This is a genomic window from Nonomuraea sp. AD125B, from assembly GCF_041402765.1.
GTDB lineage: Bacteria > Actinomycetota > Actinomycetes > Streptosporangiales > Streptosporangiaceae > Nonomuraea > Nonomuraea bangladeshensis.
Genome location: NZ_JBGLOU010000003.1, coordinates 475,409 through 490,352, shown reverse-complemented (window position 1 = coordinate 490,352; position 14,944 = coordinate 475,409). Strand labels below are relative to the sequence as shown.

General features: G+C 72.0%; 20 protein-coding genes and 1 riboswitch. Of the genes, 9 read left to right on the top strand and 11 right to left on the bottom strand.

The annotated features are described in order from the left end of the window. Nucleotides 1–30 precede the first annotated feature (30 nt). The 3 genes from ACBR40_RS11345 (at nt 31) to ACBR40_RS11335 (ending at nt 2,431) form a co-directional block, all read left to right on the top strand. On the top strand, nt 31–231 hold the full coding sequence (locus tag ACBR40_RS11345) for a DUF5302 domain-containing protein (protein WP_329590838.1): 201 nt from the start codon (nt 31–33) through the stop codon (nt 229–231). 136 nt (nt 232–367) lie between these two features. Then, nucleotides 368–503: riboswitch (cyclic di-AMP (ydaO/yuaA leader) on the top strand. A gap of 210 nt (nt 504–713) precedes the next feature. Next, nucleotides 714–1,535, top strand: coding sequence for a hypothetical protein (locus ACBR40_RS11340; RefSeq protein ID WP_344206630.1), 822 nt, complete (start codon nt 714–716; stop codon nt 1,533–1,535). Between the two features lie 50 nt (nt 1,536–1,585). Continuing rightward, a complete protein-coding gene (locus ACBR40_RS11335) occupies nt 1,586–2,431 on the top strand; it encodes an alpha/beta fold hydrolase (protein ID WP_371248625.1) in 846 nt (281 codons plus the stop codon). Between the two features lie 43 nt (nt 2,432–2,474). On the opposite strand, the gene ACBR40_RS11330 is transcribed toward ACBR40_RS11335, so the two are convergent. The 5 genes from ACBR40_RS11330 to ACBR40_RS11310 form a co-directional block, all read right to left on the bottom strand. Next, the gene (locus ACBR40_RS11330; protein ID WP_091078105.1) at nt 2,475–2,846 is read right to left on the bottom strand and encodes a hypothetical protein; all 372 of its coding nucleotides are present in this window, start codon (nt 2,844–2,846) and stop codon (nt 2,475–2,477) included. Between the two features lie 22 nt (nt 2,847–2,868). Continuing rightward, the gene (locus ACBR40_RS11325; protein WP_344206632.1) at nt 2,869–3,243 is read right to left on the bottom strand and encodes a roadblock/LC7 domain-containing protein; all 375 of its coding nucleotides are present in this window, start codon (nt 3,241–3,243) and stop codon (nt 2,869–2,871) included. 29 nt (nt 3,244–3,272) lie between these two features. Continuing rightward, nucleotides 3,273–4,109 (bottom strand): hypothetical protein, encoded by an 837-nt coding sequence (locus ACBR40_RS11320; RefSeq protein WP_344206633.1) that lies wholly within the window; start codon nt 4,107–4,109, stop codon nt 3,273–3,275. A 3-nt stretch (nt 4,110–4,112) separates the two neighbouring features. Continuing rightward, entirely contained in the window at nt 4,113–4,487 is a 375-nt protein-coding gene (locus ACBR40_RS11315; protein WP_344206634.1) for a roadblock/LC7 domain-containing protein, read from the bottom strand. Nucleotides 4,488–4,624: 137 nt separating this feature from the next. Then, nucleotides 4,625–4,933, bottom strand: a complete 309-nt coding sequence (locus tag ACBR40_RS11310; RefSeq protein WP_344206635.1) for a helix-turn-helix domain-containing protein — start codon at nt 4,931–4,933, stop codon at nt 4,625–4,627. Nucleotides 4,934–5,029: 96 nt separating this feature from the next. Between ACBR40_RS11310 and ACBR40_RS11305 the strand changes: the two genes are divergently transcribed. After that, nucleotides 5,030–5,635, top strand: coding sequence for an NAD(P)-dependent oxidoreductase (locus ACBR40_RS11305; protein WP_371248624.1), 606 nt, complete (start codon nt 5,030–5,032; stop codon nt 5,633–5,635). A gap of 18 nt (nt 5,636–5,653) precedes the next feature. On the opposite strand, the gene ACBR40_RS11300 is transcribed toward ACBR40_RS11305, so the two are convergent. Then, nucleotides 5,654–6,862, bottom strand: coding sequence for a DUF4032 domain-containing protein (locus ACBR40_RS11300; protein ID WP_344206637.1), 1,209 nt, complete (start codon nt 6,860–6,862; stop codon nt 5,654–5,656). A 22-nt stretch (nt 6,863–6,884) separates the two neighbouring features. On the opposite strand from ACBR40_RS11300, the gene ACBR40_RS11295 reads away from it, so the two are divergent. Then, nucleotides 6,885–8,456, top strand: a complete 1,572-nt coding sequence (locus ACBR40_RS11295) for a DUF885 domain-containing protein (RefSeq protein ID WP_344206638.1) — start codon at nt 6,885–6,887, stop codon at nt 8,454–8,456. A gap of 8 nt (nt 8,457–8,464) precedes the next feature. Here the strand turns inward: ACBR40_RS11295 and ACBR40_RS11290 are convergent, their stop codons facing one another. The 3 genes from ACBR40_RS11290 to ACBR40_RS11280 form a co-directional block, all read right to left on the bottom strand. Then, nucleotides 8,465–8,707, bottom strand: a complete 243-nt coding sequence (locus tag ACBR40_RS11290; protein WP_329590856.1) for a DUF2188 domain-containing protein — start codon at nt 8,705–8,707, stop codon at nt 8,465–8,467. Nucleotides 8,708–8,775: 68 nt separating this feature from the next. Further along, nucleotides 8,776–9,411, bottom strand: coding sequence for a class II aldolase/adducin family protein (locus ACBR40_RS11285; protein ID WP_364453628.1), 636 nt, complete (start codon nt 9,409–9,411; stop codon nt 8,776–8,778). Between the two features lie 44 nt (nt 9,412–9,455). Next, complete coding sequence (locus ACBR40_RS11280; RefSeq protein ID WP_344206640.1) at nt 9,456–10,049, bottom strand: TetR/AcrR family transcriptional regulator; 594 nt, start codon at nt 10,047–10,049, stop codon at nt 9,456–9,458. Between the two features lie 47 nt (nt 10,050–10,096). On the opposite strand from ACBR40_RS11280, the gene ACBR40_RS11275 reads away from it, so the two are divergent. Continuing rightward, nucleotides 10,097–11,014 carry a carbohydrate kinase family protein gene (locus ACBR40_RS11275; protein WP_371248623.1) on the top strand — a complete coding sequence of 306 codons (918 nt, stop codon included), beginning with the start codon at nt 10,097–10,099 and terminating at the stop codon, nt 11,012–11,014. Next, nucleotides 11,011–12,225 carry an aminotransferase class III-fold pyridoxal phosphate-dependent enzyme gene (locus ACBR40_RS11270; protein WP_371248622.1) on the top strand — a complete coding sequence of 405 codons (1,215 nt, stop codon included), beginning with the start codon at nt 11,011–11,013 and terminating at the stop codon, nt 12,223–12,225. The genes ACBR40_RS11275 and ACBR40_RS11270 overlap by 4 nt, the downstream gene beginning before the upstream one ends. Nucleotides 12,226–12,235: 10 nt before the next feature. On the opposite strand, the gene ACBR40_RS11265 is transcribed toward ACBR40_RS11270, so the two are convergent. Together ACBR40_RS11265 and ACBR40_RS11260 are read right to left on the bottom strand one after the other, a co-directional pair. After that, nucleotides 12,236–12,652 (bottom strand): NUDIX domain-containing protein, encoded by a 417-nt coding sequence (locus tag ACBR40_RS11265; RefSeq protein WP_344206643.1) that lies wholly within the window; start codon nt 12,650–12,652, stop codon nt 12,236–12,238. 20 nt (nt 12,653–12,672) lie between these two features. Then, on the bottom strand, nt 12,673–13,905 hold the full coding sequence (locus ACBR40_RS11260) for an alkyl sulfatase dimerization domain-containing protein (RefSeq protein WP_371248621.1): 1,233 nt from the start codon (nt 13,903–13,905) through the stop codon (nt 12,673–12,675). A gap of 64 nt (nt 13,906–13,969) precedes the next feature. Here ACBR40_RS11260 and ACBR40_RS11255 point away from each other — a divergent pair, with 64 nt between their 5' ends. Beyond that, entirely contained in the window at nt 13,970–14,245 is a 276-nt protein-coding gene (locus ACBR40_RS11255; RefSeq protein WP_371248620.1) for a 4a-hydroxytetrahydrobiopterin dehydratase, read from the top strand. A 99-nt stretch (nt 14,246–14,344) separates the two neighbouring features. Continuing rightward, nucleotides 14,345–14,917 (top strand): superoxide dismutase family protein, encoded by a 573-nt coding sequence (locus ACBR40_RS11250; RefSeq protein WP_371248619.1) that lies wholly within the window; start codon nt 14,345–14,347, stop codon nt 14,915–14,917. Nucleotides 14,918–14,944 lie beyond the last annotated feature (27 nt).

Sequence of the window (14,944 nt, the reverse complement as noted above, 5' to 3'; positions counted from 1 at the left end):
GGGGGTGTCCCAACACCATGGAGGTCCTCAATGGCGGAATCACCGGAGCCGGAAGTCAGCGAAACTCCCGAGGACGAGATGAAGCGCAAGTTCCGCGAGGCGCTTGAGCGCAAGCGCGGCCAGCAGGCGGCCGGCGGCGCGGGTGGCAGGGGCGGCGATCCGTCGAAGATCCACGGCACGCACGGCCCGGCCGCGAACAAGCGATCCTTCAGGCGCAAGAGCGGCGGCTGAGTCAGACAGTTCCGGCAGGTCCAGAGGGGCGCGGTTATTCCGCGTCCCTCTTTTCTTTGCGCGCGGCCAGGTAGATCTTTTGTCCGATTCATGACGATTCGTTTGCGTTCGTCCCGGCGTGCGTGGTTTAGTCTTGCCATTCAACCAGCCGAATCCCGAACCACTCGGGAACCGGGGACCCACTTCGTTGGGGTGAATCCGGCAGCACGCCGGTAGGGCATCTCCTCGCCCGAACCCGTCAGCTAACCCGGTAGGCGTGATGGAGAGGACCCCCGCATGTCGTACCGCGTCACACCCCCGGACGCCGGCTCCCCACCGGTCGAGATTCCCGAGAGCGTAGTGCCGGCCGCCGGCTGAGCGGCCCTTCACCCCAGGCTCTTTTCCGCGCTCCGCGCAGCCTCCCCCGTCAGGTGCTCACCCCTGGCTGCGCCTTTCTCCCCTGAGCGCGTGTCCCTGTCCCCTCGCAAAGGACTCACTGCTTCATGTCTCCCCGCTTTGGCCTGCGTTCCTGCGCCGTGCTCGCCGCCTGCTCGTTCGGCGCGCTCACCGCCGTATCCACCCCCGCCCACGCCGACACCGACGAGAAGATCCTGCTCAAGGGCTCGACCACGGCCTCCTACTTCTGGGACGACGCCTCCGGCCGGGCCGGGGACACGGGCCTGCCGGCCAGCGGCAAGCCCATGCAGAAGGGCCTGGCCGCCAGCCCGAGCTGGCCCCTGCTGACCGAGGGCTACGTCATGTACAAGGGCAAGAAGATGCCCTTCTTCGTGGGTGACCGCGGGCCCGGCGTGCCCTCCAACTCGGGCATCATGCTCGACCTGGACGCCAAGACGTTCGCCGAGCTGACCGGCGGCAGGTTCAACCCCTCCACGCTGTACGTGGACGGCAACGGCGGCCAGGGCCACATCAAGGTCGACTACGTCATCACCAAGTGGGGCCCCGGCGTCGGCAAGAAGAACTACCCGGTGCCCTTCTCCACCGGCGCCTGGTCGCGCCGCGACAACAACCCGGCCGAGCCCCCGAAGGTCGCCGAGAAGCCGAAGACGACGCAGACCGCGCAGCCGGCGAGGACCGTGGAGAAGACGGCGGTCGCACCCCAGGCCAAGACGCAGAACCAGGCCGGCGCTTCCTCCGGCGGCGCGGCCGTCGAGCTCGCCGCCGGCCGGACCGTGCCCGCCCCCGCGGCCGAGTCCGAGCAGGTGAGCACCGGCGTGAGAGGCGCCGTGCTGTGGTTCGTCCTGGCCCTGGGCGGCGGGGCCGTGGTGGTGGCCGGCACTCGGCTCCGGCGCCTGATCAAGGGCTGACCTCGGCCCTGACGCTTTACGTCACCGGACCAGAATGAGATTCTGGCCCGGTGACGACCCGCGTAACCGCCAACGGCATCGACATCGCCTACGAGAGCTTCGGCGCCCCCGGAGGCCGCCCGCTGCTCCTCATCATGGGTCTCGGCGCCCAGCTCATCCATTGGGACGAAGGGCTCTGCGAGCTCCTGGCCGAGCAGGGACACCACGTCGTCCGGTTCGACAACCGCGACGCGGGGCTCTCCACCCACTTCGACGAGGCCGGGGTGTCCGGCCCTGGCGCGGCTCCGCCGTACCTGCTGGACGACATGGCCGACGACACCGCCGGCCTCATGGACGCCCTCGGCTGGCCACAGGCCCACATCGTGGGCGCCTCGATGGGCGGGATGATCGCCCAGACGCTGGCCATCCGCCACCCGGAGCGCGTGCTGACCCTCACCTCGATCATGTCCACCCCCGGTCCGGAGGTCGCGCCGCCGACCGCGGAGGCCTCCGCGATCCTCATGGCCCGGCCCCCTGCCGACCGTGACGGCGTGCTGGAGCAGGCCGTACGGACCTGGTCGGTGATCGGCTCGCCCGGCTACGAGCTGGACCACGAGCGCGTCACCACCCTCGCCGGCCTCGCCTACGACCGCTGCTTCGACCCGGCGGGCACCGGCCGGCAGCTCGCCGCCATCATGGCCTCGGGCAGCCGCGTCGAGGCGCTCGGCCGGCTGGACGTGCCCACCCTGGTGGTGCACGGCGAGGCCGACCAGCTCGTCCCCCTGGCGGGCGGCCAGGCCACCGCGGCGGCCATCCCGGGCGCCCGCCTGGTGACGTACCCGGGCATGGGGCACGACCTGCCCCGCGCGCTCTGGCCCGACCTCGTGGCCGAGATCACCAAGCTCACCACCGCCTGAACGCGCCGCGGCCCGCGCCCCCCGGCGCGGGCCGCGCAGGTGGTCAGACCTCCAGCTTCTCCTCGATGGCCCGGAGCTGGTGCCGGGACATGGCGAGGTTGGCCCGGGCGCGGTCGAGGGCGAGGTAGAGGAACAGCCCCTTGCCGCCGCGTCCGGTGATGGGGCGGATGATGTGGTACTGGCCCCCCAGGGTGATGAGGATGTCCTCGATGCTGTCCTTGAGGCCCAGCGAGTCCATCGTACGCAGCTTGGCCTTGACGACCTCGGTGTTCCCCGCGGCGGCGACCTGGAGGTCCAGGTCCTTCGATCCGCCGAGGGTGCCCAGCGCCATGCCGCTGCCGTAGTCGACGACCGCCGCTCCGACCGCGCCGTCGATGGTCATCATCTCCTTGAGAGAGACGTCCATGCCCGCCATGACTCCTCCTTTTCTGCCGGGTTCATTGCTTGTGTGCTGCGACGGCCGCCACGGCGGCGGCCGTCTTCCTGCCCTCCAGCCGCAGGAGCCCGACGTTCGCGCCGGGTCCGGCCAGGACTGTGAGGACGACGGTGGGGCCGGCGGCGTAGAAGGCCACGAAGCCGGCGGTGCCGGAGATCAGCGTCTCCTCGAAGGCGCCGTGCTGCGTCATGATCAGCATGCGCCTGCTCATGGCGAGCAGGGCCGCCGCGAGGGCCGCCGCCTGCTCGCCGATCTCCTCGGGCAGGTCGCAGGCCACCTGCAGGCCGTCCACCGTGCAGGCGACGCTCCCGCGCACGTCCGGCGTGCGCTCGCGCAGGAGCCTCATCTCCTCCAGGACCTCGTGCGTCGGTTCCACCCGTGGCCTCCTCCTGAGTGAGGGAAACCTCACGACAGCTCCTCTAGCGCTTTCTTCAGCCGCAACAGCAGCGCTATATCGGTCGGGTCCCCCGTGACGGGCGGCCCGGCGGGCAGCCGCGGGGCCTCCGGATGGTGGGGCGGGCGCGGCAGCTCGCCGCGGGCCCGCCTGGGCAGCGTCCGCTCGTCCTCCGCGGAAGGCGGGTCCGGGTCCTGGCCGGGCGGATCCGGCGGGCACAGCAGGCCGGCGGCGGCCAGCCGGCGCACCGCCAGCAGCACCGAGTAGCCCGACCGCCCGATCTGCTTGGCCAGCTCCAGCGGGGTCGCCCTCCGGTCGGCCCGGACGAGCACCTCCCACTGGACCCGGTCGAGCGTCACCCCGTGCCCGGCCAGGGCGGTGGCCGGGCGCACCGGGCTGGTGTCGACGTCGGCGGAGGGCCAGATCCCCGCGAGCTGGGCCCGCCGCCTGGCGCACTCGCGCACCAGCCCCGCCACGTCGAAGAACCACTGCCCGCCCAGCCAGTGCTCCTCGCCGGGGCGGAACTTCGGCCGCGTCCCGCTCATCGGCAGCAGGAAGAAGGCCGCGTCGAGCACCACGCCGAGCACGGCGTACTGGAGCTCTCCCTGGGTGATCGAGCCCTCGCGCAGCAGCCGGTCGCAGCCGCCGTCGGACTGCGCGCCCCGCAGGGCCGCCTCCGACATCCGTCCCCTGGCGGTGAGCAGCCGTTCGAGGCTCGGGGTCTGGGCGCACTCCATGTACGTCACGCGCCCGTCCGACAGGAAGATGGTGCCGCTCCGGCCGACCCGCAGCGCGCCCGTCGAGCGCTCTCGGGCGAGCCCGGCGAGGAGGGAGTCCAGCTTGGTCATGGCTCACGTCGTCAGACGGCCGGCGATGGACTGGAGGCGGTGCCTGGCCAGGGCGAGGTTGGCCCGCTCCAGGTCGAGGCGTACGTAGATGACGAGCGGCCCCTCGAAGACGGTCTCCATCAGCCGGAGCAGATGGTGGCCCTTGTCCGTGGTGACCATCATGTCGTCGATGCGTACGACGTCGCCGGGACAGGTACGGGCGAGCCCGTCGGAGGTGGCGCGCAGCGCCTCGGTGAGCGCGGCGGCGGAGCGGTCGGCCTCGACGCCGGACGCCTGGCTGAAGGCCACGGCCATGCCGCTGGTGTGGTCGACCAGCATGGCGTCCAGCGCGCCTGGTATGGCCATGACCTCCGCCAGGCAGGTGTCGATCCCGAGCACGGTACCTCCCTCGCCATCGGTGGGACGGAGACAGCGTAGAGGTACGGAACCGCCGCGAAGCGTGATCAGTTGCTGGAGTTAATGTTTTGTACGGCGATGGCGGAGAAAAACAACACCAGTGCAGATAAATATGCGATTTACGAGAATTTCTCGCGGCAGCGGAGAATCTCCGCGACGTTCTGCTCGGCCCATTCGGCCACCACCGACAGCGGCCCGTGCAGCGAGCGCCCGAGCCCCGTCAGCGTGTACTCCACCCGCGGCGGGACCTCGGCGAACACCTCCCGCGTCAGCAGTCCGTCCTGCTCCATCGCGCGCAGGGTCTGGGTGAGCACCTTCGGCGTGACGCCGCCGATCCTGGTGCGCAACTGGGTGAAGCGCATCGGCCCGTCGCGGAGGCTGAGCAGCACCAGCATCGACCATTTGTCGCCGATACGGTCCAGGACCACGCGGGTCGGGCATTGGGGGTCGAATACGTCACCGGTATCCATAAGGTACTTATAGCACGATGAAGTAACCAGTATCCAACAGATACTGTTGACCTCATGAAGATCCTTGTCTTTGGCGCGACCGGCATGATCGGGCAGCGCATCGTGGCCGAGCTGACCGGACGTGGGCACGAGGTCACCGGCGTCAGCCGCTCGGGAGGCCCGGTCAAGGGCGACGTCCGCGATACCGCCACCCTGGCCAAGGGGCACGACGCGATCGTGCTCGCCATCTCGCCGCCGCGCGACGGCAGCGACCCGGAGGGCCCGTTCCTGGAGGCCAACCGCGCCGTCATCGACGGCGCGCGCGAGGCCGGCACGCGGCGGCTGATCGCCGTCGGCGGCGCGGGCAGCCTCAAGACGCCCTCGGGCGACGACCTGGTCGACACGCCCGGCTTCCCGGACATCTACAAAAATGAGGCGCTGGCCGGACGGAAGGCCCTCGGCCTCTTCCGCGAGGTGGACGACCTCGACTGGACCTACATCTCGCCGGCCGCCGAGATCGCGCCCGGCGAGCGCACCGGCGTCTACCGGATCGGCCGCGAGGACCTGCTCGCCGACGCCGACGGCCGCAGCTTCATCACGGCCGAGGACTACGCGGTCGCCGTCGCCGACGAGCTGGAGCGCGGGGCACACCCGCGCACCCGCATCACCGTCGCTTACTAGGTCGACTCGCCTACTAGGTCACTCGTCCGGTTCGTCCGGAAGCAGCGCCTTCTCGTCGGGCTTGTGCACGAGCACGTTGTCCACGTACGACTTCGCCGCCGTGGCGAGCCCGACGTCGGCGCCCGCCTGCTCGGACAGATACCAGCGGTGGTCGAGGATCTCGTGGAAGATCTGCGCGGGCTCCAGCTTCCCGCGCAGCCCGGCCGGGATCGCGTCCACCGTCGGGTTGAACACCTCCGCCAGCCACCGGTGCGCCACGATGGCCTCGTCCTCGTGCCGCAGGCCCTTCGCCACCCGGAAGCCGTCGAGGTCGTTGAGCAGCCGCCTGGCCTGGTTCTCCTCGACGTCGAGGCCGGTCAGCCTGAGCAGCCGCCGCTGGTGGTGCCCCGCGTCCACCACCTTCGGCCGGACGATGAGCCGGCCGGTGCCGACCTTGCGCCGCACCATCATCTCGGCCACGTCGAAGCCGAGCAGGTTGAGCCGCCGGATGCGCTGCTCCACGCGGTGCCAGTCCAGCTCCTCGATGATCTCGCTGTCGTTGAGCTCGGCCCAGAGGCGGTGGTAGCGGGCCACGATGTCCTCGGCGGTCTCCATGGGGTCGATCGACGGGTGCAGCAGCCCGCCGGCCTCCAGGTCCAGCATCTCGCCGAAGATGTTGGTGTGGGCCGTGTCGATGTCGGCCAGCCGCTGGCCCTCGCTGATCATCGGGTGCAGCTCGCCGGTCTCGGCGTCCACCAGATAGGCCGCGAACGCCCCCGCGTCCCGCCGGAAGAGCGTGTTGGACAGCGAGCAGTCGCCCCAGTAGAAGCCGTTGAGATGCAGCCGCACCAGCAGCACGGCCAGGGCGTCCAGCAGGCGGGTGAGCGTGTCGGGGCGCAGGGTGCCGGACATGACCGCGCGGTAGGGCAGCGAGAACTGCAGGTGCCGGGTGATCAGCGCGGCGTCTAGGCCGTCGTCCCTGCCGGTGACGTACGCGACCGGCTCGACCGACGGCGCGTCGAGCCTGGCCAGGTCCCAGAGGAGCTGGTACTCCCGCCTGGCGTAGCGCTCGCTGATCTCCTTGATCGCGTACACCTTGCCGCCGAGCCGGGCGAAGCGCACGATGTGCCGGGAGATGCCGCGCGGCAGATCCACCAGATGGTGCTGCGGCCAGTCTTCGAGTGGGACGTCCCAGGGAAGGCGGAGCAGGTCGGGATCGCCGAGCGCGCCAGTGATCTGGAGGGGCATTGGCTCAGGATAAGGTGCGTCGGTGGACGAGTTTCTCAAGTGGTACTTTTCCGACCATCCCGTGCTCGCCAGCCTCCTTGGGGCGGACGGTTACGATCACACCCTCGGCGACTTCACGGCCGCCGCCTGGGCCGCCCGCGAGCGCGAGGAGATCCGCTGGGCCGAGCGGCTGCAGGCGCTCCCCACCGCCTCCCTCGACGACGAGATCGACAGGGACCTCGTCCTCTCCCAGCTCAGAGGCTCGATCGCGATCGCGTCGTCCTGGCCCGAGTGGCGCCGCGACCCGGGCGTCTACCTCTCGCCGGTCTTCGGCGCGATGTACACCCCGTTCCAGCGGCGGCTCAAGCCCGAGCCCGAGCTGGTGGCGGCCGCGATCTCCCGGCTGGCCGAGGTGCCCGGCGTGCTCGCCGCCTGCCGCGCCAACCTCGACCCCGACCTCGCCGCGCCGCTGCTCGTCAAGCGCGGCCTCGGCCAGGCCAGGACCGGCCGCAACTTCCTCACCCGCACCATTCCCGGCATGGTCGGGGACGACGCGCTGCGCGCCCGGCTGGCCGAGGCCGCCGAGCCCGCCGCCCGTGCCTTCGACGAGCTCGTGACCTTCCTGGAGGGCTTCGAGTGCGGCGGCACCTGGCGCATGGGGGAGAAGCTCTACTCCACCCTGCTCCGCGAGCGCGAGCTCCTCGGCTACGGCGCCGCCGAGCTGCACGAGAAGGGCAAGGCCGCCTGGGCCGAGCTGGACGCCAGGATGCGCGAGGTCGCCGTCCGGGTGAACGGCGGCGAGGACTGGCGGGCGGCCATGGAGTCCCTGATGGACGACCACCCGCCCACCCTCGCCGACATGCGGGCCGAGTACGAGGCCGAGACCCTGCGCGCCCGCGCCTTCGTCGCCGAGCGCGACCTGGTCACCTTCGCCGACGGCGAGGAGTGCCTGGTGCTGCCCTCGGCCGAGTACACCCGGCCGGTGCTGTCCGTCGCCCACTACCTGGCGCCGCCGCCGCTGGCCGGCTCGCGCACCGGCGTGTTCTTCGTGCCGTACACGCCGGACGACTTCACCGAGGAGCAGGTGCGCCAGCGGCTGCGGACGAACTCACGGGCCCAGATGCCCTCGATCGCCGTCCACGAGGCCTACCCCGGCCACCACTGGCACCTGTCGTACATGGCGGGCAACCCGCGCACGGTCAGGAAGGTCTTCCGCACCCCCTACTTCAGCGAGGGCTGGGCCCTGTACGTCGAGAAGCTCCTGCACGAGCAGGGCTACTTCGACACGCCCGCCACCGAGCTGGCCCACCTGGACTGCCGGATCTTCCGCGCCGCCCGCATCGTCGTCGACACCGCGCTGCACTGCGAGGACATGTCGATCGAGGAGGCCGAGACGTTCATGGCCACGAAGGCGTCGCTGTCGCCGGGGACCGCCCAGGGGGAGGTCAACCGCTACTGCGCCTGGCCCACCCAGGCGCCCTCGTACCTGACGGGGGCCATCGAGATCGACCGGATCCGGCAGTCGTTCCAGGGGTCGCTCAAGGAGTTCCACGACCGCATCGCCGGCTCCGGCGGCCTGCCGCTGGGGCTGGCCGAGAAGGCGGCGCTGGGGTAGCGGCGGGCTCAGCCCTTCGGGGGAGTGGGGTCGTTGCCGGGGGCGATGGTGCGCTGGTCGCGCACCTTGCCGTCGGTGCCGTGGACGCGCAGCTCGCCGCCGCCGTCGCGGTGCAGCAGCTCGCGGGCCCGCTCCACCGCCTCGGCCTGGGTCGCGGCCGTGTGCAGCGCGCGCTCGGAGCCGGGCTTGGTGACCGCCCAGGTGCCGTCGGGGCGCTGGACGACGTCTCGGGAGTTGGCCTGTCCGGCCATGATCGTTCCTTTCTCGCGACTGACACTGGACCGGGCGTCTACCCAATGATCGGCCCGGCAGTCACGCGTCAGCCGCGCCGGGGGAACGACGGCGGGTTGAGCGCCCGCTCGACCACGGCGGCCAGCTGCTCGTCCGTGAGGACGGTCGGCCGCCCGACCGACAGCCCCCTGACATAGACCTCGCACAGCCACTCCAGCAGCCGGGTGGCCTCGAACGCCTGCTCCAGGCCGGGCCCGACGGTCACCCCGCCGTGGTTGGCGAGCAGCGCGGCCTGCTTGCCGGCCAGCGCCTCGCGCACGTTGGCGGCCAGCTCGTCGGTGCCGTACGTCGCGTAAGGGGCGACCTTGACCACGCCGCCGAGCAGCAGCGCGTTGTAGTGCACCGGCGGCAGCTCGGTCATGGTCGTGGCCACGACCGTGCCGAACACCGAGTGCGTGTGGACCACGGCCCGCGCGTCGGTGCTCGCGTAGATCGCGAGGTGCATGGGCGTCTCGCTGGAGGGCTGCAGCTCGCCCTCCACCAGGTAACCCTCGACATCGACCAGGGGGCACATCTCGGGCGTGAGCCGGTCGAGCGCCACGCCGGACGGGGTGACCGCGACGAGGTCGCCCTCGCGCACGCTGAGGTTGCCGGACGTGCCGATGACCAGGCCGAGCTCGACGGCGCGGCGGCCGTAGGCGCAGAGCTGTTCGCGAGGGTCCATGAGGGCGCAATCTAGTCGGTCGTCCGAATACAGCGCAATCGTGGTCATAGCCGGTCGAGGGCGCGCAGCATCAGCCGCTCGACGTCCACCCGGTTCAGCCGGTCGGGGTAGAGCAGCAGGTGCAGGCTGAGCCCGTCCACGAGGGCGAGCAGGTGCTCGGCCAGGTCGTCGAGGCCGTCGTCCGGATGGTCGCCGCGCAGCTCGCCGGCCGCCCGCGCCTGGCCCAGCAGCTCGCGTACGACGGCGCGCAGCTCGTCCGCCTCCGCCCGCTGCACCCCGGCCAGCCGCTCCGAGGCGAGGCTGCGGCTCCAGAAGCTGACCTCCAGCCGCGACTCCTGGGTGCGCTCGGCGTCCAGCGGCAGGTTGTCCAGCAGCAGCTCGCGCAGCGCGGCGAGGCCGCTCGCGCCTCCCACCTTGCCGGTCAGCCGCTCGCGGATGCGCTGGTGCGACTGGCGCAGCGCCGACAGCAGGATCTCGTCCTTGTCGGCGAAGTAGTGGGCCAGCACGCCGTTGGAGTAGCCGGCCTCCTTGGCGATGGCCCGGGTGGTCGCGGCGTCGATGCCGTCCCTGACGATCACCCGGCGGGCCGCCGCCAGCACCTCCCGCCTGCGCTCGTCGTGATCGACGATCTTCGGCATCGAAACCTCCTCTTGACGTTTTATTCGGACGTCTGTCTATTTAGACTATGACCGTCGTCACCGTCGGCGTCCACATCGTCGACATTCTCGCCAGGCCCGTCGAGCACATCCCCGAGGGCCAGGACACCGTGCTGGTCGACCAGATCCGCCTCACGGCCGCCGGCGCGGCGGCCGGCACCGCCGTGGATCTGGTCAAACTGGGCAACGACGTGGTCACCATGGGCGCGGTCGGCGACGACGAACTCGCCGACTTCCTCCTCATGGTGCTGGCCAAGCGCGGCGTCGACACCTCCTGCCTGCGGCGCAGGACAGGAGAGGCCACCGCCGCCTCGATCCTGCCGATCCGGCCGGACGGCGGGCGGCCCAGCTTCCACGTCCCCGGCGCGAACCTCTCCGTCGTCCCCGCCGACCTCGACGCCGACGTGCTGCGCCGCGCCAGGGGCGTGCACCTCGGCGGCATGGACGTCACGTTCGGCCTCGGCGACCCGGCCTTCTTCGCCCTCCTGGACGAGATCCGCGCCGCCGGCGCCGTCGTCACGATGGACCTGCTGTCGGAGATGCCCGACCTGCTCGGGATGGCGCGGGCGTTCCTCCCGCACGTGGACTACGTCCTGCCGAACGAGTCCCAGGCCCGGCTCATGACCGGGGCCGCGGACGCCGAGGAGGCCGCCCGCGCCCTGCTGGCCGACGGCCCGCGCGGCGTGCTCGTCACCCTCGGCGAGGAGGGCAGCCTCGTCGTCACCGGCGACGGTGCCGAACGGGTGCCGGCGCTCAAGACCGAGGTCGTCGACACGACCGGGTGCGGCGACGCGTACTGCGCCGGCTTCCTCACCGGTCTCCTCCACGGCGAGGACGTCCTCGCCGCCGCCCGCTGGGGCACGGCCGCCGCCGCCCGCGTCGCCACCGGGCTCGGCTCCGACGCCGGCCTCACCGACCTCGACTCGACCCTAAGGATGCTCCGATGAACGACGCCGACCTCCGCGCGCGGGCCGCCAAAGTCGTCCCCGGCGGCATGTACGGCCACCTCAACGCGGCCCTGTTCGCCCCCGGCTTCCCCCAGTTCTTCGAGCGGGGCGAGGGCTGCCGCCAGTGGGACGTGAACGGGCGCGAGTACATCGACTTCATGTGCAGCTGGGGCCCGGTCGTGCTGGGTCACCGGCATCCGCGCGTGGAGGAGGCCGCCGCCCGCCAGGCCGCGCTCGGCGACTGCCTCAACGGCCCCGGCCCGATCATGGTGGAGCTGGCCGAGCTGCTCGTGGACCTGATCCCGAGCGCCGACTGGGCGATGTTCTCCAAGAACGGCACCGACGCCACCACCCAGGCCCTCATGGTCGCGCGGGCCGCCACCGGCCGGAACAAGGTGCTGATGGCGCACGGGGCGTACCACGGGGCCGACCCCTGGTGCACGCCCTCGCCCGCGGGCACCACGCCGAACGAGCGGGCCGACCTGGTGGAGTTCGCGTACAACTCGCTGGAGTCGCTGGAGGCCGCCGCGGCCACCGTCGAAGGGGACGTGGCGGCGATCATCGTCACGCCGTTCAAGCACGACTCGTTCGAGGACCAGGAGCTGGTCGAGCCGGCCTTCGCGCGCGGGGCCCGCGCCCTCGCCGACCGGATCGGCGCGGCGCTGGTGATCGACGACGTGCGCGCCGGGTTCCGCATCGACCTGCGGGGCTCCTGGGAGCCGTACGGGGTGCGCCCCGACCTGACCGCCTGGTCCAAGGCCATGGCCAACGGCTACCCGATCGCCGCCGTCACCGGCACCGACGCGCTGCGCGGCCCGGCCCAGACGTTGTACTCGACCGGCTCGTTCTGGTTCTCCGCGGTCGCGATGGCGGCGGCCAAGGCCACCATCGAGACGCTGCGCGACACCGACGGCATCGCCGCCATGGAACGCGCGGGAGCCCAGCTCCGCGAGGGCCTCCACACCCAGGCGAAGGCGCACGGCTTCGTGGTGAACCAGACCGGCCCGGTGACCATCCCGTGGCTCAGCTTCGACGGCGACGCCGACCTGTCGGTGGCCATGCACTGGAGCGACGCCTGCCTGCGCCACGGCGTCTACCTGCACCCGTGGCACAACTGGTTCATGTCGGCGGCCCACACCGAGGAGGACGTCGCCAAGGCGCTCGAAGGCACCGACCTGGCCTTCGCCGAGACCCGCGCCCACTTCGGCTGACCCTCGAGGTTCAGCCGGTGACGCGGTAGTGGCCCTCGCCGTGGCCGCCGAGGACCCGCGCCGTCGCCGGGAACAGCGGCGACGGCAGGTCGCCGACGGCGAACCAGCGCCACGACCGGAACACGTGCGGCTCGGTGACCACGGGCTCGCCCGAGCGCAGCTCCATGGTCACCGCCGCGGTCACCCGCACCACGCCCTCACCGGGATGGTCGAGCACCACGGCGGTGACCCGGGGCGGCCCGGCGTCGGACAGGCCGGTCTCCTCGCGCAGCTCCCGCGCGGCGGCCGCCTCGAACCCCTCGCCGGGCTCCACCGCCCCGCCCGGCAGGCACCACGACGGCGGCTCGCCCGCCTTGACCCGCTCGCCCAGCAGGATGCGCCCGCCGGGCGCGGTGAGCACGACGCCGACACCGATGATCCGTTCCACGGGACATCACCGTAACGGCTTCACGACCGCTTCCTGGACTCGGCGGCGGCCCAGGCGAACACGCCCTTCGCCATGAGGGAGCGCTCGCTCGCCGCGCGGGCCGCGAACACCTCCGCCCGCACCCGGTGCACCCCCGCGTCGTCGGGCGCGGCCAGGGCCGCCATCTCGGCCAGGTGCCCGGCCAGCCGCTCGTCGCCGTCGGACAGCGCCTTCAGCGCCGCGTCCGCCAACGCCGCGGGGCCGCCCGCCAGCCGGGCGACCGCCTCGGCCACCACGGCGTCGGGGGCGGGCTTCAGGGTGGCCGGGTTGCCGTCGTACCAGCCGCCGTAGAGCCGCCACAGATTGCGTACGACGAACTCCGGCTCGTCGTAGCGCGCCCGCAGGTAGGGCCGGTCGGCGAGGTGCGCGGGCGGGCGCACGGTGTGGATGATCTCGTCCAGCCTGGCCCCGGCGTTGAGCAGGTCCAGGGTCTGGCCGACCAGCGACTCCAGCCACTCGGCGGTCTCCAGCAGGGCCTGCCTGATCCGGTCGCGGCCGAAGATCGGCGCGCCGTGGCTGGGCAGCATGATCTCGGCGTCCATGGCGGCCATGCGATGCAGGGCGTGCACCCACTCGCGCGGGTAGCGCTGCACCTTCTGGGGGTTGCCGCAGTTGGGCGTCACCCAGATGAACAGGTCGCCGGGCAGCAGCAGCCGGTGCTCGGGGACGTGGCCGATCGTGGCGTCGTCGGTCTCGCCCTTGGCGTGCGTGAGCTCGAAGGTCACCCCGGCCCGCCGTACGGTCAGCGCGTCGCGGTAGGTCACGTCGGGATGGCGGTACTCCGCCGGCCAGCGCAGGTCGTCCGCCTGGAACTGGCGCTGGTTGATCACCGCGTTGTAGCCGTTGGTGAGCACGTAGCGCCGGAAGCGGTCGCCGACGGCCTCGTGGGCGTAGACGGTGGCGCGCGGCCCCGACTCCTCGAACGGCCCCAGCCCGAAGACGTGGTCGATGTGCCCGTGCGAGTAGAAAGCGGTGGTCAGCGGCGCGCGGCTCCAGGCCCGTACGTCCTCGTGCAGCCGCCCGGCCGAGAACGGGCTGCCGGTGTCGAAGAGCGCGAGCTCGCCCTCGCCCGCGAAGGCGATCGCGTTGCCGAAGCCCTGCCACCAGCCGACCCCGTCGGCGATCGGGTGGACGCCGCCGCCGGCCAGGCCCGCGTCCACGATGCTGTCGTCCGACTCGCCGCGCCAGACGCGGTCCGCGTACTCCTCGATCATGTGACCACTCTGCGGCCGGGGGATCGTCCCCGGCAAGGACCCGGCCCTGCCGTAGGGTGACCTCATGGACGTCGAGAGCAGGCTCAAGGACCTTCCCGCCTGGCGGCGCGAGGGCGAGGAGATCCGGCGCACCGTCGAGGCGCCCGACTTCCCCACGGCCATCCGCATCGTGGACGCGATCGCGGTCAAGGCCGAGGAGCTCAACCACCACCCCGACATCGACATCCGCTGGCGCACCCTGCACCTGGCGCTCACCACGCACGACCAGGGCGGACTCACCGAGCTCGACTTCACGCTGGCGGCCCTCATCGACGTGATCGCCGCCGAGCACGGCGCCTGACGCGCCGTTTCCCGTCAATACTCTCCGTGGTCTCATGGTCACTCGTTAGAGTGGGTGGCCTCTCGGCAGCCGCCGGCTCCGGACCTTGGGGGAGTTCACATGCGTGTGCCCGCGTTCCTGCTCGTTCTGCTCGCCGCCGCCGGCTGCGCGGGCTCGCCCCCGCCCATGCACGCCGAGGGTCCGGGCGAGCGCGCCGCCCCGGCGGGCGCCGCCGCGCAGGCGGGCGAGGTCAACCTCTCCTCGGCGGGCGAGTTCACGACCAACGACACCGGCGTCATCGCCTACGACCGCACGCTCGTCCCCGAGGGCGCCCAGGTCAGCGTCACCGTCGAGTCGTCGGCGGGCGCGACCCGCACCTCGCTCGTCGCCGAGGGCCTGCTGCCCGGCCGCCACTACGGCGCCCACCTGCACGCCAAGCCCTGCGGCGGCAAGCCCGACGACGCCGGTCCGCACTACCAGCACCACCCCGGCCAGATCACCCCGGCCAGCGAGGTCTGGCTGGACTTCACGACCGACGCCGACGGGGCGGGCCGCTCCACGGCCAAGCAGGACTGGGCGTTCGACCCCGCCCGCCTGCCCGGCTCGCTGGTGATCCACGCCAAGCCCACCGTGACCAGCGGCCCGCAGGCCGGCACCGCGGGCGACCGGGTCGCCTGCCTGACGCTGCGCTGACTGGAAACCCGTTTCGTCCAAGCTTCT

Bases quoted from the DNA above. Each gene is read 5' to 3' on its own strand.
- ACBR40_RS11270 (WP_371248622.1), top strand. From the start codon at position 11,011: ATGAACGACGCCGACCTCCGCGCGCGGGCCGCCAAAGTCGTCCCCGGC.
- ACBR40_RS11320 (WP_344206633.1), bottom strand. From the start codon at position 4,109: ATGACCAAGCTGGACTCCCTCCTCGCCGGGCTCGCCCGAGAGCGCTCG.
- ACBR40_RS11305 (WP_371248624.1), top strand. From the start codon at position 5,030: ATGAAGATCCTTGTCTTTGGCGCGACCGGCATGATCGGGCAGCGCATC.
- ACBR40_RS11290 (WP_329590856.1), bottom strand. From the start codon at position 8,707: ATGGCCGGACAGGCCAACTCCCGAGACGTCGTCCAGCGCCCCGACGGC.
- ACBR40_RS11340 (WP_344206630.1), top strand. From the start codon at position 714: ATGTCTCCCCGCTTTGGCCTGCGTTCCTGCGCCGTGCTCGCCGCCTGC.
- ACBR40_RS11330 (WP_091078105.1), bottom strand. From the start codon at position 2,846: ATGGCGGGCATGGACGTCTCTCTCAAGGAGATGATGACCATCGACGGC.
- ACBR40_RS11280 (WP_344206640.1), bottom strand. From the start codon at position 10,049: ATGCCGAAGATCGTCGATCACGACGAGCGCAGGCGGGAGGTGCTGGCG.
- ACBR40_RS11275 (WP_371248623.1), top strand. From the start codon at position 10,097: ATGACCGTCGTCACCGTCGGCGTCCACATCGTCGACATTCTCGCCAGG.
- ACBR40_RS11255 (WP_371248620.1), top strand. From the start codon at position 13,970: ATGGACGTCGAGAGCAGGCTCAAGGACCTTCCCGCCTGGCGGCGCGAG.
- ACBR40_RS11250 (WP_371248619.1), top strand. From the start codon at position 14,345: ATGCGTGTGCCCGCGTTCCTGCTCGTTCTGCTCGCCGCCGCCGGCTGC.
- ACBR40_RS11285 (WP_364453628.1), bottom strand. From the start codon at position 9,411: ATGGACCCTCGCGAACAGCTCTGCGCCTACGGCCGCCGCGCCGTCGAG.
- ACBR40_RS11345 (WP_329590838.1), top strand. From the start codon at position 31: ATGGCGGAATCACCGGAGCCGGAAGTCAGCGAAACTCCCGAGGACGAG.
- ACBR40_RS11300 (WP_344206637.1), bottom strand. From the start codon at position 6,862: ATGCCCCTCCAGATCACTGGCGCGCTCGGCGATCCCGACCTGCTCCGC.
- ACBR40_RS11260 (WP_371248621.1), bottom strand. From the start codon at position 13,905: ATGATCGAGGAGTACGCGGACCGCGTCTGGCGCGGCGAGTCGGACGAC.